Origin of the sequence: Glycomyces xiaoerkulensis (assembly GCF_002798405.1) — a bacterium.
Lineage (GTDB): Bacteria > Actinomycetota > Actinomycetes > Mycobacteriales > Micromonosporaceae > Glycomyces > Glycomyces xiaoerkulensis.
In genome coordinates this window covers 62548-84557 of record NZ_PGGV01000014.1, presented here as the reverse complement: position 1 = coordinate 84557, position 22010 = coordinate 62548, and the positions used below count along the sequence as shown (strand labels likewise).

Here is a 22010-nt window from a genome sequence, read left to right as displayed (position 1 = left end):
AGCGGGCCCGTTCAATCGATGTCGATCCCGCCCAGTTGGGGCGGCACGGGCCGGGCGTGGACGACGGTGAGGCGGGTGACGGCCCGAGTGAGGGCGACGTAGAGATGCCGGAGGCCGACTCCTGCGACGGTGGCGCCGCCGGTGGCCGGGGCGGCGATGATCTCGGCCGGCTCGGCGACGACGACGTGGTCGTACTCCAGGCCCTTGGCCAGGGTCGCCGGGACCAGGTCGACCCGGTCGGTCCGGGGCAGGGCCGCCCGCAGCTCGCTCAGGCGCTCGTCGGCGGCGATGACGCCGACCATGCCCTCCTCGGCGAGCGCCTTCCCGACCGCCTCGGCCACTCCCGCGGCCAGATCGGCGACCTCGATCCGGTCGAGGGCGCCGTCGGAGCGGATGGAGCGGGCGGGGGCGACCTCGACGCCCAGGTGCGGGAGCAGCCGGTTGGCCAGGCCGATGATGACCCCGGGCACGCGGAAGCCGGCGGTCAGGTCGGTGTACTCGACGCCGGTCCGGCCCAGGTGCCCCATCTGCGTGCGCCAGTCGGCGGCGGCCCACGGGGTGGTGCCCTGGGCGAGGTCGCCGAGGACGGTGAGCGCCCCGGTCCCGCCGCGCCGGGCGATGACGCGGCACTGCATCGGCGAGAGATCCTGGGCCTCGTCGATCACGATGTGGCCGAAGGAGTCGGAGGGCTTCGGCAGCTTCAGCAGCGAAGTGATCTCGTCGAGGACTAGCAGGTCGGCGGCGCTGTGCTTCACCGTCCGGCCGCGGGCGGCGAGCAGTTCGGCCTCTTCGGAGGCGAGGAGCCCGGCGGTGGCGTCGCTCCGGAAACCGGGGTCGAGGTAGAGCTTGCGGAGGACCGCCTTGGCGCTGAGCTTGGGCCAGACGGCGTCGAGGAAGTCCCTGAACGCCGGCTGCTTCTTGAGCCTGGTGGCCCACTTGGAGTCCGGTGCCATGCCGGCGCGGATCTCGGCCTGGCGGCGGGCGCCGTGCACCATCGCGTCCTCGAGGGCCTTCCGGCCGGCCTCCCAGGTGCGGGTGTGCTTCCGGGCGCTCTGGATCGCCTCGGTGAGGTAGCGGAGTCCGAGCCGCCAGCGCCAGCCGCCGTCGCCCACTTCCAGGGGCCGGTCGGCGGTGACGCCGCCGTCCTCGGGGCGGCCGAGGTGCCCCCATACGGCGCGCTCGCACACCGCCGCCATGCGGGCGTCGTGCTTGACCATCGCCGCTTCGTGGGAGTCGGTGCCCCGGGCGGTGTCGGCGCCGGTGAGCCGGTCGACGGTGACCTGCCGGACCGAGGACTCGCCGAGGGTGGGGAGCACCCCGGCGATGTAGGCGAGGAAGCCCTCGTTGGGGCCGATCACGAGCAGCCCGGATTTTTCGAGCTGCTCGGGGTAGTTGTAGAGCAGCCAGGCGGCGCGGTGGAGGCCGACGGCGGTCTTGCCGGTGCCCGGAGCGCCCTGGACGCACAGCGTGGTGGCCGCGTCGCGGCGGATGAGCTCGTCCTGCTCGGGCTGGATGGTGGCGACGATGTCCCGCATGGGGCCGGTTCGGGGGCGCTCGATCTCGGCGGTGAGGATGTCGGAGACGACCTCCTCGCCGAGGCGCAGGTCCTCGTCCTCGAAGCCGGTGATGGCCCCACCGCGGAAACCGAAGCGGCGACGCTTGGCCACCCCGTGCCGGTCGTGCGCGGAGGCCCGGTAGTAGTGCTGCGACACCGGTGCGCGCCAGTCGAGGACCAGCGGGGAGGCCGAGTCGTCGCGGACGTGCCGACGTCCGATGTGGTAGTCCTCGCCGGAGTCGAACCACAGGCGCCCGAAGAACAGCGCGACCTCCCGGACGGCCAGGTCGGCCATGCGGTCGGCGCCGAAGTTGGCCATGGAGAACCCGAGGTGCTTGTCCGGGCCCTTGTCGCCTTCGAAGCGGTTCTGCTTGCCCTCTTCGAACTCGGACTCGAAGCCCTCGATGAGACCGGCGGTGTCGCGGTGCATGCTGGTCATCGCCTCGCGGACCCGTTCGTGGTGGGCGATCTCGGCGCGCAGTTCGGCTTCGGACACGGGTCCTCCCGTCGGCGGATCATGGTCGGGCTCGATGCGCCCGGAGCGGGGCGATCCCGAGGGGCGGGCGGCCGCCGCGCGGGCGCGCAACCTTGCCGACTTTACCGGAGGCCGGGGTTCAGTGCACTGTGACGGAGGCGACGGTCGCCGCGGCGGGCGCTCAGGGCCGTGCGGTGAGGGCGACGGCGGCCGGGATCGCGGCGTGGACCTCCTCGAGCACGGTCGGCAGCGGCCGGTCGGTGCCGCGTTTGCGGCCCGAGACCCAGAGCCGGGCGGTGGTGCGCCAGACGGCGAATCCGGTCTCGACCGCCAGTCGCAGCACGGGGTCGTTGTCGTCGGTGCCGAGGCGGGGGGCGAGGCGTGCGGCCAGGTCCCGCTGGGCCTCGTCGGCCGCCCGCAGGCTCTCGGCGCGCACCGACCGGTTGAATGCGACCAGCCTCCGGCACAGGAAGAACCGCTCGGGCCAGTCGGCGGGCATGAGGTCGAGGGCCTCGGTCAGCGCCCGCCGGATCAGGTCGACCACGGTGGTCCCGGCGGGCTCGGCCTCGGCGAGGCGGTCGCCGACGGCCTCCCAGAGATCGAGCTCCGGCGCCACCGCCACGGCCTCCTTGGAGTCGAAGTAGCGGAAGAAAGTCCGCTTGGAGACCTCGACGGCGTCGGCGACGGCCTCGACGGTGGTCGCCTCGAAGCCGTCCCGGTCGAACTTCGTGGCGGCGGCGGACGCCAGATCGGCCCGCGTCCGCCGCTTCTTCCGTTCGCGCAGGCCGAGCGGCGCCTCAGTCTCGTGCTGCATGCGAGGTCCCTTCCCCGGTCGGCGGCTCTTGAACACCGCGGTGACCGCCATCATACATCATTGTCACTTGACGCCATTTGGCACGTGGTGACAAAATATTGGGCATGACCGCACTCGGAACCCGGCCGACGGCGAATCCCTCGCTCGCCACCCGGCTCACGCTCATCGCCACCGGACTGATGACCATCCTCGCCGGGGCCACCATCGCCCCAGCCATCCCCGAAATCCGCGAGGTCTTCGCCGACCACGACCGCGTCCGGCTCCTGTCGGCCATGGTCCTGTCCACCCACGCCATCGCCATCGTCGCGGTCTCACCGCCGGCCGGAATCCTGGTCGACCGCTGGGGCCGGAAACCGATGCTCCTGACCGGCCTGGCCCTCATCGCCCTCGGCGGATCCTCGGGCGCCTGGCTCCCCAACCTCGAGGCCATCCTCGCCGGACGGCTCGTCCTCGGGGCGGGCGTCGCCTTCGTGATGACCAGCGCGACCACCCTCATCGCCGACCTGTTCGACGGCGAGGCCCGCCAGCGCCTGATGGGCCAGCAGCTCGCCGCCTCCACCGTCGGCGGCATGGCCTTCATCCTCGGCGGCGGCGCGCTGGCCGCCCTCCAGTGGCGGGTCGCCTTCCTCATCTACCTGGTGGCCGCGGTCCTCCTGATCGCGGCCGCAGTCACCGTCCCCATCGTCCGGACCGGCGCGGGGCGGGACACCGCGGCCGAACCCGGTCCGGCCCGGCTCCGGCCGCTGCTGCTGGCGCCGCTGGCGGCGGCCCTGCTGAGCCAGGCCGTCTTCTACACCATCCCCACCCAGTTGCCGAGCTTCCTGGCCGGCCGGTTCGGATTCAACCCGTTCGAGGCGGCGCTCGTCCTCACCGTCACCTCGGCGGTGTCGCTGCCGATCGCGCTCAACTTCCACCGCGTCCGGCGCCTGCTCGGGCCGGTCGGCGTCACCGTCTTCGCCTTCGCGAGCATGGCGACCGGCCTGCTCGTCCTCTCCCGGGCCGCGGCGGTGTGGGTCGTCGTCCTGGCGCTCGTGTGCTTCGCACTCGGCATGAGCACCCTCATGCCGAACCTCAACAGCTGGACCGCCGCCCTCGCCGACGGCCCGGTGCGCGGCAGGGCCATGGGGCTGCTCGGCTCCACCCTCTTCGCGGGCCAATTCCTCTCCCCGATCGCCACGCAGCCGGTCATCGACCGCATCGGGCTCCAACCGACCCTGGCCGCCCTCGCGGCCGCCGCGGCGCTGGTCGGCGCCGCCTACGCGACCGCCCGCCGCCGCCTCGCTCCGGCGCCCTGAAGCGCCCGTTCACCCTGTACCGCACGGTGAACGGGACCGCCGGCACAGCCGCACGAGTCGACCGCGCGGCCGGCCCGGGGAAACTGCGAGAATCGACGCGTGGGAATCGAGACGCAACTGCGGCGGGCCATCACCGTCTTCCGCTTCGTCTCCCTGGGCTACCCGGTGGTGATGTGCGCGGTCCTCTACGAGCACCTCGCCCAGCCGCTGGTCGCGCCGGCGCTGGTGGCGGGCATGGCGGTCTGGACCGCCGCAGCCAGCGGCAGCTACGTCAAACACGGCTTCCTCCGGTCCATCATGTACACCGATCTGGCCGTCACCGCCGGTGCGGTCGTGGCCTCCACCTGGGCGCTGGCCCTGACCGACCGGAGCGTCCCGATCTCGGTCGGGCCGTGGCTGGCCGGGGCGGTCCTGATCTGGGCGGTCGCCGGCGGGCGCCGCCGCGGCGTCATCGCCGGCGCGGTCGTGGCCGCTTTCGGCATGGCTTTCCGCGGCGGCCCCACCGAGCACACCTTCAGCGAGGCGATCCTGCTGATCCTCACCGGCCTCATGGTGGGGCACTTCACCCGCCTCGGCGTGGAAGCCGAGCAGCGGCTGCGGGAGGCCGCCGCGCGCAGCGCCGCCAACCGCGAGCGCGAGCGCCTGGCCCGCGACATCCACGACTCGGTCCTCCAGGTGCTGGCGCTGGTGCAGCGGCGCGGCAACGCCATCGGCGGCGAGGCCGCCGAACTGGGCCGCCTCGCCGGGGAGCAGGAAGCGGCATTGCGGTCGCTGATCTCCTCCGATTCCTACCGGCACCCCTTCGACGGCCAGCGGGACGTGCGCGAACTGCTGGGCCGCCTCGCCGGGGACGCGGTCACCGTCGCCGCCCCGGCCGCGCCGGTCCGGCTGCCCTCCCGCACCGCCGGCCAGCTCGCCGCCGCGGTGACCAGCGCCCTGGACAACGTCCGCGACCACTGCCCGGACGGCACCCGGGCGTGGCTGCTGCTCGAGGACCAGAGCGACGAGGTCGCGGTGACCGTGCGCGACAACGGCACCGGCATCGAACCGGGCCGCCTGACCGAGGCCGCCGCCGACGGCCGCCTCGGCGTCGCCCAGTCGATCGAGGGCCGCATCCGGGAGCTGGGCGGCAAGACCATCATCACCTCCACCCCTGACCAGGGGACCGAAGTCGAGATGCGGGTGCCGCGCCCGCGTCGGAAAGCAGGGAGCAATGGCGACGCTCGTCGTGATCGATGACCATCCGATCTGGAGGGACGCGCTCAGCCGCGACCTCACCGAGGCCGGACACGAGGTCCTCGCCTGCGTGGGCGACGCCCGCGGCGCCCTGACCGCGATCGGGCAGATGCGCCCGGAGGTGGCCATCCTCGACCTCCAACTGCCCGACCGGTCCGGCGTGGCGGTCCTGCGCGAGCTCGGCGAGGACACCGCGACCGAGGTCCTGGTGCTCTCGGCCAGCGGCGAATCCGACGACGTGCTGGAGGCGGTCAAGGCCGGCGCCCGCGGCTACCTGGTGAAGTCGGCCGGTACGGCCGAGCTGCTCGAGGCGGTCGAGCGGGTCGCCGCCGGGGACGCCGTCTTCACGCCCGGCCTGGCGGGCCTGGTGCTGGGGGAGTACCGCCGCCTGGCCACGGCAGGCGCCGACGAGCGGCGCCCGAGCCTGTCCGAACGCGAGACCGAGGTGCTGCGGCTGGTCGCGACCGGACTGACCTACAAGGAGATCGCCGCCCGGCTGTACCTCTCGCACCGGACCGTGCAGAACCACGTCCAGCGGACCCTCAGCAAGCTCCAGCTCCACAACCGCGCCCAACTGGTCCGGTACGCGATCGAGCACGGCATCGACGAGGACGCCTGAGTACTTCAGCCCCGGCGACCTGAGTATTACGCGCCGGTAATTTAAGTTGCGCTCCCGATGCGGCCCGGCCCGGGGTGTGGCCGAATTGGAGCATGCCGCTCACCAGTCCCAGTCCGCCGCGATCGGCGCTCGCCGTCCGCCTCGAGGCCGTCCTCGGCGACCGCCGCCTGCCCGGCCGGACCGGCGCCGTCGTGACCGACCTCGCCACCGGCGCCGCCCTCTACGAGCGCCGGCCCCGGGAACCGATCGAGCCCGCCTCCGCGGTCAAACTCGTGACCGCCATCGCCGCCGCCGACCGCCTCGGGCCCGACCACCGCGTCCCCACCAGCGTCGTCGACGCCGGATCGGACGCGGTCGCGCTCGTCGGCGGCGGCGACGTCACCCTGAGCCGCAAAGGCACCGGGCACTATCCCGGCGCGGCGAGCGTGGCCGAGCTCGCCCGCGCGGCACTCGCCGCCCGCGGCGGCAGGCCCCCGCGGACCCTCATCGTCGACCCCGTCGCCGGACCCGGACCCCGTGCGCCCGGCACCGGTCCCGACGACCTGCGCCACGCCACCGCCGCGATGGCCCCGCTGATGCTCGACGGCGGACGGCTCCGGTCGGGACACGACCGGCGCCGCCGCGCCCCCGGCGTCACCGCGACCCGCCGTCTCGCCCGCCTCCTCGGCGTCCGGCGCATCGTCAAAGGCCGCCTGCCGCACCGGGCCCCGGTCCTGGCGACGGTCTGGTCCCCGCTCCTTTCGGACCTCGTCGGACGCTTCCTGGGGGAGTCCGACAACACCCTCGCCGACATGGTCGCGCTCCGTCTGGCCCACGCCGTGACCGGCGAACTGACCTGGTCGGCGGTCGGCCGCACCCTCACCACCGCCTGGAGCGACCTCGGCGCCGACACCGCCGAGGTGAGCATCGTGGACGGATCCGGCCTGTCGCGCGCCAACCGGTGCACCGCCGCCGCCCTCACCGGACTGCTCACCGCCGCCTGGACCCGGCCGCACCTGCGGCCGGTCCTCGACCACCTGCCCGTGGCCGGCCGCACCGGAACCCTCCGCGACCGCTTCCAGCACGCCCCGGCGGCCGTCGGCGCCGTCCGCGCCAAGACCGGAACCCTCAACGGCGTCTCCAGTCTCACCGGACTCGCTTTCGGACCGCGACCGGTGGCGTTCGCATTCCTGACCAGCGGCAACCCCGACCACGGTGCCGCCCGCGCCGCACTCGACGAGGCCGCCGCCGCGGCCGTGACCGAACAGGACTGAGCCCATGACCGAAACCGCCTTCATCACCGCCGCCGGCGCTTACCTGCCGGGCGAACCGGTCGGCAACGACCGGATCGCCGACCGGCTCGGCGGCGTCGACGAACGCGGCGACCGCCTGCGCCGCCGCATCCTGGCCGCCAACGGCATCACCTCCCGCCACTACGCCCTCGACGACGAGGGCCGCACCACCGAACTCAACGAGGAACTCGCCGCCGCGGCCGTCGGCGCCGCCCTCGCCGACCGCGACCTGCCCGCCTCCGGCCTCGACATGCTCGCCACCGCCACCACCCAAGGCGACCTGCTCGTCCCCGGATTCGCCTCGATGGTCCACGGCCGCCTCGGCGGCGGCCCGATGCACCTGCTCTCAGCCGGCGGCGTGTGCGCCTCCGGCCTCGCCGCGCTCGACGCCGCCGTCGCCAAGATCCGCCTCGGCGACCACCGCCGCGCCGCCGTGGTCGGCTCCGAACTGGCCAGCCGCTGGCTGCGGCGCTCCCGCCTCGACGGCGCCGAAGCCGACGCCGCCTTCCTGCGCTGGATGCTCTCCGACGGCGCCGGAGCCGTCGTCGTCGAACCCGCCCCGCGCCCCGGCCGGCCCTCGCTCCGCGTCGACTGGATCCGCCACGTCTCCCTGGCCCACGACCACCCGGTGTGCATGCGCGCCGGCATGGGCGACGGACCCGGCCCCCGCGCCGGCGACACCTGGCAGGACCCCGACACCGCCGCCGCGGCCGAGAAGGCCGGGATGATGCGGCTGCGCCAGGACACCGGCATGCTCGGCGACCTCGCCGAGGCCGGCCTGCAGGAGTTCCAGCGCCTCGCCCGAGCCGGGACGGTCGACCTCGCCCGCCTCGACCACGTGCTGTGCCACTACAGCACCCACGCCTTCCGCGACATCGTCTTCGACCGCCTCACGCGGGCCGGTGCCGCGCTCAAACCCGAGAAATGGTTCTCCAACCTCGCCGAACGCGGCAACACCGGCGCGGCGTCCATCTACATCGCTCTCGAGGAGTGCTGGCGCACCGGCCGATTCGAACCCGGGCAGACCATCCTGCTCGCCGTCCCCGAATCCGGCCGGTTCTCCTTCGCGTTCGCGCACCTCACCTGCGTCCCCGCCGAACCGACCGCCCCGACCCCGCCACCCGAGGAGGCACCGAAACCCATGCAGCGCGACATCCACGCCCGACTCGACGCCGTCTGGCGGGACTTCGAGGACCGCCTCGACGACGTCCCGGTCCTGCGCCGACTCAACGAGGGCACCGCCACCCTCGACGACTACCGCCGACTGCTGTACAACCTGCGCCAGCAGGTCGCCGACGGCGCCCGCTGGATCTCCCGGGCCGCCTCCAACTTCTCGGTCGAGAACTTCGACCTGCGCAGCGCCGCCATCGGCCACGCCGCCGAGGAGCACCGCGACTTCATGATGCTCGAAGCCGACTACACCGCCTGCGGCGGATCGATCGAGCACATCCGCTCCGGCGAGAAGAACATCGGCTCCGAAGCCCTCTCGGCCTACATGTTCGACACCGCGAGCCGGCCCGACCCGGTCGGCCTGCTCGGCGCCATGTTCATCATCGAGGGCCTGGGCACCGGCAAGGCCGGCGAATGGGCCGCCCGCTTCAGGGAACTGCTGGACCTGGGCGAGCGGCAGGTGAGCTTCCTCGCCTACCACGGCGAGGCCGACGACGACCACTTCGCCAAACTCCAGGCGATCCTCGGCTCTGACCGGATCGACGCCGCCGCGGCCGACCGGATCGTCAAGACCGCCAAGGTCGTCGCCCGCCTCTACATCCTCCAGCTCGAGGAGCTCGACCATGTCTGACCCGTCGCTGTGGGACGCGGTCGAAGCCGACCCGGCCATGCCGCTCGACCCCCGTGTGGCCCGGCAGATCGTCGACGACCAGCGACGGTGGACCCGCACCTGGCTCTACCCGATCGCCAGACCGATCTCCCGGATCGCCGTCGTCCTGATCGTGATGAGCAAGCGACTCTTCCCGATCCGCTGGACCGCGCACGCGGTCATGGACCGGCTGTGCCTGTGGTTCCTGCGCCGCTTCGTCTCCCCGCACGCGGTGGAGCTGCTCGTCCGCCACTTCGTGATCGAGACCAACCTGCTCAACTTCATCGTCCGCAACGCCGAAGCACCGGGCCTGAGGCCGGTGTCACTGCGGCCCACCGACCTCGCCGGACTAGGCGACCGGGCCGTGATCGAGCACGACATCAACGTCTACGACGTCCTGGCCGCACTCGGCCCCGGCCCTGTCCGGCCCCGCGAACCGGACCTCTCCGGGCTCGACGTCCCGCCGCTCGACCCCGAACCGCACCGGCGACGCCTGATCAACCTGGACATCCAGACCGCCCTGTGCCTGATGAACCTGCCGTTCGCCCTCTGCCTCACCCCCGAGGAGTACCGCCGTGCCGTCCACTCCATGCGCTTCGACGACTCGATCCTGTCCATCCTGGCCGACCTCACCGGTGACCCGACCTTCCTGCGCTGGCAGACCGGCGATCCGGCCGTCCGCGTCGACTCCAACACCGACGTGCCCGCCGCGGTCTACCGGCACGCGGTCGTCTGCGAATACGCCCACGCCCACCTGGCCCGCCTGGCGGAAGACTCATGAGCCGTTGCGGTCCTCCCACAGCCGGTCCATCGACACGATGTAGAGCCGGTCGTCGATGCGGTAGCTCCGCCGCCCGAGATTGAGCAGGACTCCCGCGGTGAAGTCGCCGCCGAGCCGATCGCGCATGAGCCGGAGGCCGGTGAGGTCGGACTCCTTGACGGTGGTCGACGCCTTGACCTCCACCCCGGCCACGGCGCCGTCGCGGGCCTCCACCACGAGGTCGACCTCCTTCTGGTCGGCGGTGCGCAGGTGGGAGAAACCCACCGACGTCTCGGACCATCCGGCCTGCTTCAGGATCTCGTTGACCGCGAAGGTCTCCACGATGTGGCCGAACTCGGTCATCGTCGCGGGCCTCCGCAGTTCCAGCCGACGCCGATTGACACCGAGCAGTCGAGCGGCGATGCCGCTGTCGATCATGTGGACCTTCGGGCTCTTGGCGATCCTGGCCCCGAGCGTCCGACCGAAGGCCGGAAGCCGATGCACCAGGAACACCGATTCAAGCAGCTCCAAGTAGTCGCCGAGCGTCCGCGCCTCATGTCCTGTCTGGCGCGCGATCGAGGCCACGTTCAGCACCTGTCCGGTCCTGGCCGCCAGATGCCTGGTGAGGTCCTGAAGTACCCCGCGCCGCCGCACCGCGCGTATGTCGAGGACGTCTCGGAGGACGATCATGTCCACCAGGTCGTCGAAGTACCGCCCGCGCGCACCCTCGGTCGGCGCCGACACGGCGATGGGCATCCCACCGGCGAGGATCGCATCCGTGTACGCCTCGCGCGTGGTCGGACTCTCCTGCACCGACCGGAACCGCTCGGGTTCCTCCATCAGCGTGTCGAGAAACGTTTCGCGCGTCCCCCGCAGTTCGCCCTGGGAAAGCGGCCAGATCGTCATCACGTGGGCTCGGCCGGTGAGCGCCTGGGCCGCCCGAGGGAGCATGCTGTACCTCGTCGAGCCGGTGAGCAGGTAGCGACCGTAGCGGAAGTCCTCGTTCAGCTCGCTCTTGATCCCGTACAGCAGGTCCGCATCGTGTTGGAATTCGTCGATGCAGACCGGTTCCGGCGCGTCCCCGAGGAAGAGGGAGGGGTCGGCCTGCACCTGGGCGAGCGTCTCTCGGTCATCGAGATCGATCACGGGCACGTCGTGGTGCCGCGAGCAGGATTGCAGCAGGGTGCTCTTGCCGACCGTCCGGATACCGGTCAGCACGACCACCGGTGACTCCTTCAGCCGCTGGGCGACTACCGGCTTCAAGTGGCGGTCGACGATCGAATCGGGTTCTTGCAACATCCGCGGGCACATCTCCGAAAATCTGAGATTCCATGTCTGAAAATCAGAGAAATTATAACTGAAAATCGGAGATTTCATGGCGGATTTGCAAGAGGCATCCTCGTGATCGGCGGGACCGTGCGGCCCCTCCGCGCTCGCGGAGGGGCCGCACGGTGGAGAGTCAGTCCCCGCTGAGGGTCCAGCCGTCCGGCTCCAACCGGGACCGGTCGCGCGGTCTCGACGACTCGAACACGACCCTCCTGCCCTCCCGGATCTTGATCTTGTCGACGTAGACCCCGCGGCCCTGGTAGTACGAATCGCTCACGTACGACCAGCGCACGTACCGCGTGCCGGCGGGCAGGTCGGCCTCCGCGTCGATCCACCGCCGCCCCGAGAAGCCGGAGAAGGCCCCCGCGCTCGACCACCGGTGCGCCCCGGTGCCGAACTCGACCGCGACCGTCTCCCACTCCTCGCCGTCGGCGCTGGCCCGCACCGAGCCGAGGTCGGTCGGCTCGGTGTCGTACCAGACCGCGAACTGGGCCGTGCCGCGCTCGACCGGCGAATCCAGGGCGGCCGTCAAGGTCGCCTCGGTGCCGTCGGCCTGGCCGGAGTACCATGACTGGCGCCCGGTGCGCGGCTTCACCGGCACCGCTCGGGCGACCGGCCGGTGGGCGGCGCGGCGGTAGGAACTGACGGTGCCCCGGTTGCGGGTCGGGTGGACCCGGTTGGTCAGCAGCACCGCCATCGATCCCGACAGCGGGTCGAGCACCAGCGAGGTACCGGTGTAGCCGGTGTGCCCGGCGGTGATCGGGGAGGTCATCGCGTCCATGTACCAGCGCTGGTGCAACTGCCAGCCCAGGCCGCGGGCCGCTCCCGCGCCCAGGCGGGGGTTGGCGTCGGTGAACACCAGCCGCGCGGTCTCCTCGCCGAGGACCCGGGCCTCGCCGTAGGCGCCGCCGTTGAGGATCATCTGCCCGAACACCGCCAGGTCCGCGGCGGTGGCGAACACGCCGGCGTGACCGGCCACGCCGCCGAAGGACCAGGCGTTCTCGTCGTGGACCGAGCCGCGGATCATGCCGCGCCCGGTCCACGGCTGGTACTCGGTGGCCGCGATCCGGCCCCGGTGCTCCGGCGGCGGGTTGTAGCCGGTGTCGGCCATGCCCAGCGGACCGGTGATGTACTCGGCGACCAGGTCGTCCAGTCCCGAGCCGGTGACGCGCTCCATCGCCTCGGCCAGCACGATCAGGTTCAGGTCGGAGTACCCGTAGCCGCTGCCCGGTTCGCGGAGCAGCGGCTCGGCGAAGATCCGCCGCATGCGGGCCTCGTCGTCGGGCTCCTCGTAGAGGTCGACCCACGCGATCTGCCCGGAGGTGTGGGACAGCAGTTGCCCCATGGTGATCGTGCTCTTGGCCGGGTCGAGGGCGCCGAACTCCGGCAGATGGTCGACCACCGTAGCCTCGAAGTCGATCCGGCCCAGTTCATGGAGGCGGCCGGCGACGGTGGCGGTGAACAGCTTCGAGACCGAGGCGAGGTCGAAGATCGTGTCCTCGCTCATCGGCTCCCACCGGTCCTCCGGCAGCTCGACCGCCGTCCCCGACTCCTCGTCCCAGCTTTCGTAGCGCAGCCGGTGGCCGACCGCCCGGTGCTCGGCGATCACCCCGTTGCGCGAGGCCAGGACCACGAAGCCGGGGAACGACGGAGCCGATCCCTCCATATGGGCCGAAACCGCGGGCACGATCCGCTCCACGTGCTCGGCGACCAGTCCGGCCTCGGCGGCCGAGCCGGGCCGCAGCGGGTGCGGGACGTCGGGGAACACCGCGTCGCCGGGCCCGGCGGCCGGCGGTCCGGTCGGCTCGGCCATCGCGGGCAGCTCCTCGGCGGCGGCCGGGGCGCCGCCGGTCATCGCGGCCAGCGCCGTCGCCGCCGCGCCGCTGAACATCATCCGTCGTCTCATGATGCCTCCTCACCGGCCGTTGCGGCGGTAGATCAGGTGCGACTCGCGAAGGTCGGCGAACGAGGCCAGCCCGTCCGCCCACACCGCCGCCACTTCGTCGATGCCGGCGCCGTCCTCGATGGCCAGCCGGATCGCCCGGTCGCCGGTGAGGTTGTCGAGCCAGTAGGAGGTCGGGCCGTCCCGGTCGCGCCAGCCGTACTGGTCGAAGGCCCGGCGCTGCTCGATGATCATCGCCAGCCCGGTGCGGATCGGGTCGAATTCGTCCCGGTCGGTGACCTGGAGTTCGACGCCGCCGCAGACGGTGCCGGCCCATTTGGAGAACGTCGGGTCGAAGTAGGCCTCGCGGAACCGCGCTCCCGGCAGAGCGGCGGCGTTCAGCGCCTCCTCCCAGCCGTGGTCGATCCCGGGGGCGCCGAGCAGCTCGAACGGTTTCGTGGTGCCGCGGCCCTCCGAGAGCGCGGTCGCCTCGAACAGGCACGTCCCGGGGTAGGCCACGGCGGTGCCGACGGTCGGCATGTTCGGGGACGGGGCGACCCACGGCAGCCCGGTGTCCTCGAAGTACATGCGGCCGTGCCAGCCGTCCATCTCGATCACGGTCAGGTCGACCGCGGTGCCGGTCGCTTCGGGGACGAACTCGGCGTTGAACAGGCTCGCCAGCTCCCCGACGGTCATGCCGTGGCGCTGGGCGATCGGTTTGAGCCCCACGAAGCTCGAGTGCTCGGGGCGCAGCACCGGACCGGACGCCTCCCGCCCGGAGATCGGGTTGGGCCGGTCGAGGACCACGAACCGCAGTCCGAGGGAGGCGGCGGCCTCCATGGCCAGGTACATCGTCCAGATGTAGGTGTAGAAGCGGGAACCGACGTCCTGGATGTCGAACACGAGCGTCTCGACGCCGGCCTCGTCCAGCAGTTCGGTCATGCGGTCTTTGTTGTTGTAGGCGTTGTAGACCGGGACGCCGGTCCTGGGGTCGAGGAAGAAGTCCTCGCCCTCGCCGGCCTGCGAGGTGCCGCGGAAGCCGTGCTCGGGTCCGAAGACCCCGACGATGTCGACCGCGCCGCTGGAGTGCATGAGGTCGACCTCGTGCCCGAGGTCGGGCAGGACGCCGGTGGGGTTGGAGATCACGCCCACCGCCTGCCCGTCCAGGGCGGCGAAGCCGTCCTCGGCGAGCACTTCGATGCCGGGCTTGACCCGCCTGCGGCGGCCCGGGCGGGCCCTGGCCGGCGACGAGCCGGCCAGGGTGGCGGCGCCGAGCGCGGCGGCGGTGCCGCCGAAGAGCCTTCTGCGGTCGATCATCGGTACCCCAATCCGTGTCCGAATTCGAACAGCGCCGTGCCGGGGTCGCCGGCGGCCGGGATGTCGACCGGCAGCCGCCCTTCGGGCTCGTGTTCGCCGACGACGGCCTTCACCGCCGATTCGAGCTGCGCCGCGCCGTAGGAGTAGGTGGCGAGGTAGGCGTCGGCGTGGTCGAGGTAGTGGGCGATGTCGTAGGGGTTGCGCACGCCCATCGCGACGACGGTGGCGCCGCTCCGGTCCAGGGCGGCGACGAGTTCGGCCTGGGGCGATCCGGCGGTGACGCCGTTGGTGGTGACCACGACGAGGTCCCTGCCTTCGGCGGCCGCGACCGCGGCGTCGATGTCGGCCGGTCCGGGGGCGGCCCCGGTGACGAGGTTCTCGGCGTCCCAGCCGCGCCGGTCCAGTTCGGCTGCGACGGTGCCGGTGGTGGACACGCCCCAGCCGGTGACGAGGGCGTCGCCGGGTTCGGACGCCGGGAGCACGCCGTCGTCGGTCACCAGCGTCGTGGTCCGGTCGGAGAGGTCCTGCGCGGTGGCCAGGTGCTCGCTCGCGCCGACGACGTCGTCGACGCGGTCGGGGTCGGCGTACGGGTCGTCGAACAGGCCCAGTTCGTACTTGAGGTTCAGCACGCGCGTGACCGATGCTTCGAGCCGTTTCCTGGAGATCTCGCCGGTCTCGACCGCGTCGAGGACGGCGTTGTAGGCCAGGTCGATGTCCGGCGGCATCAGGAGCATGTCGGCTCCGGCCTGGAGGGCCATGACCGGGACGCGGTCGTCGCCGTATTCGTCTCGGACGCCCTGCATGCCGAGCGCGTCGGTGACCACGACGCCGTCGTAGTCGAGCTCGTCGCGCAGCAGTCCGGTCAGGATCGGTTCGGACAGGGTGGCGGGTTTGAGCGAGTCGTCGAGAGCGGGGAACTGGATGTGGGCGGTCATGACCGTGTCCACGTCGGCGTCGATCGCGGCCTGGAACGGCGGGGCGTCGAGCCGCTTCCACTCCTCATAGGTGTGGGTGATGAGCGGTACGCCGATGTGGCTGTCGGTGTCGGTGTCGCCGTGGCCGGGGAAGTGCTTCACGGTGGCGGCGAGGTCGTCGCCGGACTGGTAGCCGGCGACCTGCGAGGCGACCATGTCGGCGGCGTGCTCGGGGTCGGAGGAGAAGGAGCGGACCCCGATGACGGGGTTGCCGGGGTTGACGTTGACGTCGGCGACCGGGGCGAAGTTCTGGTTGATGCCGAGGGCCCGCAGTTCCCGGCCGCCGATCCGGGCCGCGGTGTAGGCGGCGTCGCGGTCGTGGGTGGCGCCGAGGGCCATCGCGCCGGGGAACTGGGTCGCGGGCGGGCCCACGCGGGTGACGATGCCGTGCTCCTGGTCGGTGGCGAGCAGCAGGGGCGTGCCGCCGGAGTCGACCGCGGTCTCCTGGAGGCCGTTGGAGAGCCCGGCGATCTGGTGCGGGTCGTTCACGTTGTCGGACCAGGAGAAGTAGATGACGCCGCCGAGGTGGTAGGTCTCCAGCAGTTCGTCGGCGTTGTCGACGCCGTGGTCGGCCTGATTGCGGGCCACGTCGTCGGGGTCGGTGGTGTCGCCGGTCTCGCCGTAGGCGTAGGTGACGAACAACTGCCCGACCTGCTCCTCGAGGCTCATGCCTTTGAGGTGGTGCTTGACGAACAGTTTCTGCTTGATCCGGTCCCAGGGGGGAGCGGAGGTGCCGGTTTCGTCGGGGGCCGATGGCTCGATCTGCGCGCCGGCCGGCGCCGCGAGCAGCGCGGTCGCGAGCGCGGCGGCGAGGCCGATCGCCCACGGTCGCTTGGATGTCGTCCTGTGGCTCAGCTTCATGTTGCAGACTCCCGCCTGGACAGGGCTTCGGGTGCCGCGGTCGCCGGTCGGCGGCCGGGCGGTTTGTGAGGGATCGTGCCCCACCCGCCTTATCCTGGCAGAAAACTTCATAACAAAGCAATAACCTGAAGCGAACTTTCATGCGGGATCCTCCTCGAGGGCCGCGTTCGTCGTAGCCTGTGGCCGTATCATTCGTTATATATCGGAAACGGTGTATTCAGTCTCGCCCTCGACACCGTCCCCGACCCGGCGTTCGTGTACCGAGTTCGACCAGGAAATTGGTTACCTTGGTGGGGTGAGAGGGGGTATCCCCATGGGACGGTTCGACGACCGCGCCAGGGCCGATCGGCTCCGCGCCGACTACCTCGCCGCGTACGGCGACGGCGACCCCGAGACCGCCTACCGGATCGGGGTGGAGGAGCTGCTTCCGCTCTCGGAGGCGCTCGCCGCCGAGGACGAGGACTTCCTCGATCCGCTGGCGACGACCCAGCGGAACCTCTCGCTCATCGGCCACCGGCTCGGGCGCCGCGTCGGTCCCTTCCACTACATGCAGCGGGCCTTCGAGGGGGCGATGCTGCTCGACGAGCGCGGCCTGCCGATGCACCGCAGCCTCGCCTCCACCGCGAGCGAGACCGCCGATCTCGCCGAGGAGATCGCCGGCGGCCACGTACCGGACCCACTGCCGGACTGCGAGCGCGCGATGCTGGGCCCGGCCGCCTCGCTCCTGCCGCGGTCGATCGACGCGATGGGCCGCCTCGAGGTGTTCCCCTGGGCCGCTCGGCTGCGCGTCTGCGCGAGCGGGCTGCGAGCACTCGATCCCTCCGACCTCGAGCTGGCCGACCACGAGACCCGCTCGATGGTGTGGGTCGCCCGCGTCGGCTTCGAGCAGGGGAACCGGGAGTTCGCGATCGCCGAGGTCCGCGAGGCCCTCGATCTGTGGATCGCCGAACTCGGAAGCGGCGAGCGGTACTGGTCCGAGCGGCTCGGCGGGACCTGGATGGCCGCCGCGCAACTGCTGGACGCGATGGAGCTGCGGCGGTGCGCCGAAGTGCTCATGCGCACCTGCGAGTGGGCCGCGCTCAACCGGGGGTCGGACCCGCAGGCACGGGCCCTGGAGCTGCGCGAGTGCTACCGTGCCGCGCTGGCGGCCCTGCCATGACGGGCCGCCCCGGGTCGTAGGCACCGGAAGTGCTTCGGAAGTTTCGGAACATCTGTGCTAGAACCGTGGTCGCATGCAGCGCTTTATATCGAGTAACATCAATGTTATTCGGCATGTTGACGCGATCCACCTGCTGTAATACTGAGAACCAGGATGATCCCCTGCCGATAATTTACTGAAAATGTTCCGGAAGTTGTTGACAGCGCTCGCGGGTTCACTCATACTGATGCGACCAATGCACATAGACGGCTGTCGATTCCGTCCGTACGGCCCGCGGCAGCCCACCGGTCGTCGATAGCCAGTCGACCGGCCGATCTCGTCGCGTTGTACGACGTCGACGTGCGGTGCCCCTCACCCTGGCCACCGCCGGCCCCGTCGGGGCCAAGCAATGCGGCTGGCGCCCGCCAGCCTTCACAAGGAGGAAGCATGACCAGGGACCTCGAACCCAATTTCCCGTTCAGTCGTAGGAGCGTCCTGCTCGGCGGAGGCGCCGCGCTGGCAATCGGCGGCGGTCTGATGGTGCCGGGCTCGGCCAACGCCCAGCAGACCATCACCAGCAACCAAGAGGGCACCCACGACGGCTACTACTACTCATTCTGGACCGACTCCGAGGGCTCGGTCTCCATGACCATGGGGTCCGGAGGCAACTACAGCACCCAGTGGAGCAACACCGGCAACTTCGTCTGCGGCAAGGGCTGGTCGAACGGCGGCCGCCGGACCATCAACTACGACGGCTGGGTCGACCACGGCAGCAACGGCTACCTGGCGCTCTACGGCTGGACCGCGAACCCGCTGGTGGAGTACTACATCGTCGAGTCCCACGGGCCCTACAACCCGAGCAGTGGCGCCGACCAGCTCGGCTCCGTCTACGACGACGGAAGCGAATACACCATCCTGCGGTCCACGCGGAACAACAAGCCGTCGGTGGAAGGCACCGCGACCTTCGACCAGTACTGGAGCGTCCGGCAGAACCACCGGAGCAGCGGCACCATCAACACCGGCACCCACTTCGACGCGTGGGCGAACGTGGGACTGAACCTCGGCTCGTTCGACTACTACATGATCATGGCGACCGAGGGCTACCAGTCCAGTGGCAGCTCCGACATCACCGTCGACAGCTCCGGCGGCGGCAATGACGACGGCGGCGGCAACGATGACGGCGGCGGCAACGACGACGGCGGCGGCGGGGGCTCCTGCTACGCGACGCTGTCGGGCGGCCAGCAGTGGAGCGACCGCTACAACCTGAGCTGCACCGTCTCGGGCAAGAGCGACTGGGAGGTCATCATGGACGTCCCGGAACCGGCCAAGATCATCGCCACCTGGAGCTGCGACCGCTACTGGCCGACCGCCCAGCGGATGGTCGCCTCGCCCAACGGCAGCGGCAACACCTTCGGCGTCACCATCCAGCACAACGGCAACTGGACGTGGCCGTCGGTCTCCTGCAGTTAGTCCGCGAACCACGACCCGATACCCCCGACAGGCGCGGCGGCCGATGGCCGCCGCGCCGAAACGCGCCCGCTGTCGGATCGGCGTGGCACAGTGAGGCCATGACTACCTTGGCCCAGCTTCGCAAGACCGCGCTCTCCCACCCCGAGGCGACCGAAGGCGGCGCCCGCGGGGCACCCGTGTTCGCCGCAGGCGGCGAGGAGTTCGCCTCGCTGGACTCGGACGGCGCCGTGCGGCTGCGACTGCCCGCCGCCGAGGCCGAGGACATGGTCTCCCAGCATCCGACCGCCCGGCGGAACGGCGACTTCGTCCGCCTGCCCATCAAGGACATCAACGGCCAGGCCCTCAACTACTGGGTGCGCCGCGCCTGGCTCTCATGCGCGCCCGGCGAACTCGCCGAGCGGGCGGCCGCGGCCGACCGCGCCGACGCCGGCGGCGTCGGCGACCTGCCGAAGGCGATCGGGCGACCGGCCACCCGCGCGCTGGCGAACGCCGGCATCACCACGCTCGACCAGGTCGCCGAGCTCTCGGACGCGGATCTGGGCGCGATGCACGGTGTCGGGCCGAAGGCCGTTCGCATCCTCCGGGAGGCCCTCGAGAATCGCTGACGGTCGCGGCCCGGAGCCTCAGGCGGGGGAACAGGGGACGGTCTCGGGCAGGTCGGGTTCCCCCTTGCTGCGGCCGGTGAAGCCGGGATCGGTGGTCTCGCCGGGGTCGAGGTCGCCGTTGGTCCAGCCGTTGCCGTAGCGGTCGCCTTCGATGCGGGTCAGGCCCCAGGTGGTCTTGACCTCCACGTTCTCGAAGTCGAGGACGACCTCCCAGCCGTCGATGGGCTCCTCGCCGGAGTTGGCGACCTCGACGTCCACCGAGACGTTGTTGCCCCACTCCCGCTCGAGCGCAAGCGAGGCGGCGCATTCGGGTCCGGACGGCTCCGGCTCCGACGACGCGTCCCCGTCGGCCGCCGGGCTCGGCGACCCGCTCTCCGCGTCCGGGCTCGGTTCGTCCGATTCGGCCGCGGCGGTCGGGCTCGACGCGGCCGTCGCCTCCGCGACCTCGCCGAGCGAGCCGCCCGCCGGCCCGTCGGCCAACGGGTCTTGGCCGCCCAGCTCGGGGAAGGCGGACTCGTCCTCGTCCACCAGGAGCGCGAACTGCCAGGCCGCGATCACCGCGGCCGTCGCCGCGACCGCGCCGAGCGCCTTGAGCGCTCGCCCATGCAGGCGTCCACGAAGCAGCCGCCGGTTCTTCCAGGCGCGCATCGCATCCTCTTCCGAAATGGAGAAAACGGGGGGTTGGTGTGACGCATGGTCCGGTGCCGTTCGAGTGAGGTGCGTCAATGGTGAAGCGTACTAGGGGGCGGACGGTGCCCGGCAGGCCGCCGGGACGCGCGCCGATCCGCCCATCGCGCCGGCAGTGCGCCCGACTCCGGATAGGATTGCCATCTGACGGAGGAGGCCTCGATGCGCATCGTGATTCCCGGCGGCACCGGGCAGGTCGGGACGATTCTCTACCGCGCCCTGACCGCCGCCGGGCACGACGTCGTGGTGTTGACCAGGCAGTCGCAGGCCTCCCACGAGGTCTCTTGGGACGGCGAGTCGCTGGGGCCGTGGGCCGAGGCCATCGACGGCAGCGACGTGGTGATCAACCTGGCCGGTCGGAGCGTCAACTGCCGCTACACCACCGCCAACCTGCGCGAGATGCTCTCCTCCCGGGTCCGCTCGGCCCGCTTGGTCGGCGAGGCGATCGGCGCGGCCGCCGATCCGCCGCGCCTGTGGCTCCAGATGAGCACCGCCACCATCTACGCCCACCGCTTCGACGCGCCCAACGACGAGGATTCGGGACTCGTCGGCGGCGACGAGCCCGGCGTGCCCGACTACTGGCGCTTCAGCGTCCGCATCGCCCGCCAGTGGGAGCGGGCGCAGCGGGAGGCCGCCACGCCGCGGACCCGCAAGGTCGCCATGCGCACCGCGATGGTGATGAGCCCCGACCGCGGCGGCGCCTTCGAGATCATGCTCCGGATGGTCCGGCTGGGCCTCGGCGGCCCGATCGGTGGCGGCGCCCAGTACGTGTCGTGGATCCACGACCAGGACTTCGCCCGCGCCGTCGAGTTCCTCATCGAGCGCGAAGAACTGGCCGGGCCGGTGAACCTGGCCGCCCCGAACCCGCTGCCGCAGCGGGAGTTCATGCGCCGGATGCGGCGGGCCTGGGGCACGCCGGTGGCGCTGCCGGCGACCAGGTGGATGGCCGAGATCGGTGCGTTCGCGATCCGCTCGGACACCGAGCTGCTGCTCAAGAGCCGCCGGGTGGTCCCGACCCGGCTGCTCGAGGCGGGATTCGAGTTCGCCTATCCCGACTGGACGAACGCCGCCGCCGATCTGGTCGAGCGGCTGCGGCGCCGCAAGAGCTAGCGCCAGTACGCCATCGAGTGGACCCGCTGCTTGGGGACGCCCAGTTCCTTGCGCGCGAAGGCCGTCAGTTCGCGCGTGGTCGACCCGTAGGCGGTGATCCACACGTAAGCGCGCTCCGGCTCGGCGACCAGTCCGGGCAGGGACTCGCGGACCTCGGCGACCAGGCGCTCGCCGCGGCCCTCGCGGGGCACCAGGCGCAGGTCGTGCCGGTCGGGGTCGGTCCGGAACGGCAGCTCGGCCTCCGAGGAGTCGGCGGTCTCGAACCAGATCGTGGCCGGCACCTGCGGCAGCGCCTCCAGCAGCGAGTTGATCGCCGGGAGCGCGGCGGCGTCGCCGACGACGAACATCCTGCCCGGCAGCGGATCGGGTTCGGTCCAGGCGGTGCCGTAGAGCGTCCCCTCGATCGTGTCGCCGGGCTGCGCCGTGCGGCACCAGTCGCTGGCCGCGCCCTCGTGCAGCGCGAACTCCAGACTGAAGGTGCCTGCCTCCGGATCGGGGTCGACCAGGGTGTAGGCGCGCTGGTGCGGCTTGCCGGCGTTGTCGAACCACAGCCGCACCCACATCGTCGGGTGGACGCCGCTCATCGCCAGCATGCCGCCGTCGGTGAAGTGCAGGCGCCGGTAGCGTTCGGCGACCTCCTCCGCGCCGGTCACCGTGAATACGAAGTCCTTGGCGCGCAAGAGCTTCAGGACCGCACCCTCCCAGCCGTGCCCCATCGGGCCTCCTCTCCTCCCGGCCGCTTCCGCAGCGGACGAGTCATATGACAGAATCTCGGGTTAGGTTAACCTACCCTAAT

General features: G+C 71.6%; 18 protein-coding genes. 10 read left to right on the top strand and 8 right to left on the bottom strand.

Features of this window, described 5'->3' with window-relative positions; translation table 11 throughout:
- Nucleotides 1–11 precede the first annotated feature (11 nt).
- Together CUT39_RS04490 and CUT39_RS04485 are read right to left on the bottom strand one after the other, a co-directional pair.
- Nucleotides 12–1994, bottom strand: a complete 1983-nt coding sequence (locus CUT39_RS04490) for a HelD family protein (protein WP_408611106.1) — start codon at nucleotides 1992–1994, stop codon at nucleotides 12–14.
- A 217-nt stretch (nucleotides 1995–2211) separates the two neighbouring features.
- Nucleotides 2212–2844 carry a TetR/AcrR family transcriptional regulator gene (locus tag CUT39_RS04485; RefSeq protein WP_198586876.1) on the bottom strand — a complete coding sequence of 211 codons (633 nt, stop codon included), beginning with the start codon at nucleotides 2842–2844 and terminating at the stop codon, nucleotides 2212–2214.
- A gap of 104 nt (nucleotides 2845–2948) precedes the next feature.
- On the opposite strand from CUT39_RS04485, the gene CUT39_RS04480 reads away from it, so the two are divergent.
- The 6 genes from CUT39_RS04480 (at nucleotide 2949) to CUT39_RS04455 (ending at nucleotide 9865) form a co-directional block, all read left to right on the top strand.
- Nucleotides 2949–4139 (top strand): MFS transporter, encoded by a 1191-nt coding sequence (locus CUT39_RS04480; RefSeq protein ID WP_100444772.1) that lies wholly within the window; start codon nucleotides 2949–2951, stop codon nucleotides 4137–4139.
- A 99-nt stretch (nucleotides 4140–4238) separates the two neighbouring features.
- Nucleotides 4239–5378, top strand: a complete 1140-nt coding sequence (gene macS, locus CUT39_RS04475; RefSeq protein ID WP_100444771.1) for a MacS family sensor histidine kinase — start codon at nucleotides 4239–4241, stop codon at nucleotides 5376–5378.
- Nucleotides 5353–5994, top strand: coding sequence for a response regulator transcription factor (locus tag CUT39_RS04470; RefSeq protein ID WP_100444770.1), 642 nt, complete (start codon nucleotides 5353–5355; stop codon nucleotides 5992–5994). Before macS ends, CUT39_RS04470 begins: the two co-directional genes overlap by 26 nt.
- 92 nt (nucleotides 5995–6086) lie before the next feature.
- The gene (gene dacB / locus CUT39_RS04465; protein WP_100444769.1) at nucleotides 6087–7247 is read left to right on the top strand and encodes a D-alanyl-D-alanine carboxypeptidase/D-alanyl-D-alanine endopeptidase; all 1161 of its coding nucleotides are present in this window, start codon (nucleotides 6087–6089) and stop codon (nucleotides 7245–7247) included.
- A gap of 4 nt (nucleotides 7248–7251) precedes the next feature.
- Nucleotides 7252–9066 carry a 3-oxoacyl-[acyl-carrier-protein] synthase III C-terminal domain-containing protein gene (locus CUT39_RS04460; RefSeq protein WP_100444768.1) on the top strand — a complete coding sequence of 605 codons (1815 nt, stop codon included), beginning with the start codon at nucleotides 7252–7254 and terminating at the stop codon, nucleotides 9064–9066.
- Complete coding sequence (locus CUT39_RS04455) at nucleotides 9059–9865, top strand: DUF6999 family protein (RefSeq protein WP_100444767.1); 807 nt, start codon at nucleotides 9059–9061, stop codon at nucleotides 9863–9865. Before CUT39_RS04460 ends, CUT39_RS04455 begins: the two co-directional genes overlap by 8 nt.
- Here CUT39_RS04455 and CUT39_RS04450 read toward each other — a convergent pair.
- The 4 genes from CUT39_RS04450 to CUT39_RS04435 all read right to left on the bottom strand — a co-directional run bounded on the left by CUT39_RS04450 (nucleotide 9860) and on the right by CUT39_RS04435 (nucleotide 16204).
- A complete protein-coding gene (locus tag CUT39_RS04450) occupies nucleotides 9860–11143 on the bottom strand; it encodes an ATP-binding protein (RefSeq protein WP_100444766.1) in 1284 nt (427 codons plus the stop codon). The two genes, CUT39_RS04455 and CUT39_RS04450, sit on opposite strands and share 6 nt — an antisense overlap.
- Before the next feature lie 160 nt (nucleotides 11144–11303).
- Nucleotides 11304–13076 carry a serine hydrolase domain-containing protein gene (locus tag CUT39_RS04445; protein ID WP_100444765.1) on the bottom strand — a complete coding sequence of 591 codons (1773 nt, stop codon included), beginning with the start codon at nucleotides 13074–13076 and terminating at the stop codon, nucleotides 11304–11306.
- A gap of 9 nt (nucleotides 13077–13085) precedes the next feature.
- Nucleotides 13086–14369 (bottom strand): exo-beta-N-acetylmuramidase NamZ family protein, encoded by a 1284-nt coding sequence (locus CUT39_RS04440; protein ID WP_100444764.1) that lies wholly within the window; start codon nucleotides 14367–14369, stop codon nucleotides 13086–13088.
- A complete protein-coding gene (locus CUT39_RS04435) occupies nucleotides 14366–16204 on the bottom strand; it encodes a glycoside hydrolase family 3 protein (protein WP_100444763.1) in 1839 nt (612 codons plus the stop codon). The genes CUT39_RS04440 and CUT39_RS04435 overlap by 4 nt, the downstream gene beginning before the upstream one ends.
- A gap of 313 nt (nucleotides 16205–16517) precedes the next feature.
- Between CUT39_RS04435 and CUT39_RS04430 the strand changes: the two genes are divergently transcribed.
- From CUT39_RS04430 to CUT39_RS04420, 3 genes are all read left to right on the top strand, one after another.
- Complete coding sequence (locus tag CUT39_RS04430; RefSeq protein WP_100444762.1) at nucleotides 16518–17363, top strand: hypothetical protein; 846 nt, start codon at nucleotides 16518–16520, stop codon at nucleotides 17361–17363.
- Between the two features lie 426 nt (nucleotides 17364–17789).
- Nucleotides 17790–18812, top strand: coding sequence for a glycoside hydrolase family 11 protein (locus CUT39_RS04425; protein ID WP_100444761.1), 1023 nt, complete (start codon nucleotides 17790–17792; stop codon nucleotides 18810–18812).
- A gap of 98 nt (nucleotides 18813–18910) precedes the next feature.
- Nucleotides 18911–19417 carry a helix-hairpin-helix domain-containing protein gene (locus CUT39_RS04420; protein WP_100444760.1) on the top strand — a complete coding sequence of 169 codons (507 nt, stop codon included), beginning with the start codon at nucleotides 18911–18913 and terminating at the stop codon, nucleotides 19415–19417.
- Between the two features lie 18 nt (nucleotides 19418–19435).
- Here CUT39_RS04420 and CUT39_RS04415 read toward each other — a convergent pair whose 3' ends face one another.
- Complete coding sequence (locus CUT39_RS04415; protein WP_100444759.1) at nucleotides 19436–20065, bottom strand: cellulose binding domain-containing protein; 630 nt, start codon at nucleotides 20063–20065, stop codon at nucleotides 19436–19438.
- A 201-nt stretch (nucleotides 20066–20266) separates the two neighbouring features.
- Here CUT39_RS04415 and CUT39_RS04410 point away from each other — a divergent pair, with 201 nt between their 5' ends.
- Complete coding sequence (locus CUT39_RS04410; protein ID WP_100444758.1) at nucleotides 20267–21214, top strand: TIGR01777 family oxidoreductase; 948 nt, start codon at nucleotides 20267–20269, stop codon at nucleotides 21212–21214.
- Here CUT39_RS04410 and CUT39_RS04405 read toward each other — a convergent pair.
- On the bottom strand, nucleotides 21211–21930 hold the full coding sequence (locus CUT39_RS04405) for a siderophore-interacting protein (RefSeq protein ID WP_100444757.1): 720 nt from the start codon (nucleotides 21928–21930) through the stop codon (nucleotides 21211–21213). The two genes, CUT39_RS04410 and CUT39_RS04405, sit on opposite strands and share 4 nt — an antisense overlap.
- Between the last annotated feature and the right edge of the window lie 80 nt (nucleotides 21931–22010).

What these genes read in the sequence shown, in the direction of transcription:
- CUT39_RS04490 (WP_408611106.1), bottom strand. Translation starts at nt 1,994, where the DNA reads ATGACCAGCATGCACCGCGACACCGCCGGTCTCATCGAGGGCTTCGAG.
- CUT39_RS04485 (WP_198586876.1), bottom strand. Translation starts at nt 2,844, where the DNA reads ATGCAGCACGAGACTGAGGCGCCGCTCGGCCTGCGCGAACGGAAGAAG.
- CUT39_RS04480 (WP_100444772.1), top strand. Translation starts at nt 2,949, where the DNA reads ATGACCGCACTCGGAACCCGGCCGACGGCGAATCCCTCGCTCGCCACC.
- CUT39_RS04470 (WP_100444770.1), top strand. Translation starts at nt 5,353, where the DNA reads ATGGCGACGCTCGTCGTGATCGATGACCATCCGATCTGGAGGGACGCG.
- dacB (WP_100444769.1), top strand. Translation starts at nt 6,087, where the DNA reads ATGCCGCTCACCAGTCCCAGTCCGCCGCGATCGGCGCTCGCCGTCCGC.
- CUT39_RS04460 (WP_100444768.1), top strand. Translation starts at nt 7,252, where the DNA reads ATGACCGAAACCGCCTTCATCACCGCCGCCGGCGCTTACCTGCCGGGC.
- CUT39_RS04455 (WP_100444767.1), top strand. Translation starts at nt 9,059, where the DNA reads ATGTCTGACCCGTCGCTGTGGGACGCGGTCGAAGCCGACCCGGCCATG.
- CUT39_RS04450 (WP_100444766.1), bottom strand. Translation starts at nt 11,143, where the DNA reads ATGTTGCAAGAACCCGATTCGATCGTCGACCGCCACTTGAAGCCGGTA.
- CUT39_RS04445 (WP_100444765.1), bottom strand. Translation starts at nt 13,076, where the DNA reads ATGAGACGACGGATGATGTTCAGCGGCGCGGCGGCGACGGCGCTGGCC.
- CUT39_RS04440 (WP_100444764.1), bottom strand. Translation starts at nt 14,369, where the DNA reads ATGATCGACCGCAGAAGGCTCTTCGGCGGCACCGCCGCCGCGCTCGGC.
- CUT39_RS04435 (WP_100444763.1), bottom strand. Translation starts at nt 16,204, where the DNA reads ATGAAGCTGAGCCACAGGACGACATCCAAGCGACCGTGGGCGATCGGC.
- CUT39_RS04430 (WP_100444762.1), top strand. Translation starts at nt 16,518, where the DNA reads ATGGGACGGTTCGACGACCGCGCCAGGGCCGATCGGCTCCGCGCCGAC.
- CUT39_RS04425 (WP_100444761.1), top strand. Translation starts at nt 17,790, where the DNA reads ATGACCAGGGACCTCGAACCCAATTTCCCGTTCAGTCGTAGGAGCGTC.
- CUT39_RS04420 (WP_100444760.1), top strand. Translation starts at nt 18,911, where the DNA reads ATGACTACCTTGGCCCAGCTTCGCAAGACCGCGCTCTCCCACCCCGAG.
- CUT39_RS04415 (WP_100444759.1), bottom strand. Translation starts at nt 20,065, where the DNA reads ATGCGCGCCTGGAAGAACCGGCGGCTGCTTCGTGGACGCCTGCATGGG.
- CUT39_RS04410 (WP_100444758.1), top strand. Translation starts at nt 20,267, where the DNA reads ATGCGCATCGTGATTCCCGGCGGCACCGGGCAGGTCGGGACGATTCTC.
- CUT39_RS04405 (WP_100444757.1), bottom strand. Translation starts at nt 21,930, where the DNA reads ATGGGGCACGGCTGGGAGGGTGCGGTCCTGAAGCTCTTGCGCGCCAAG.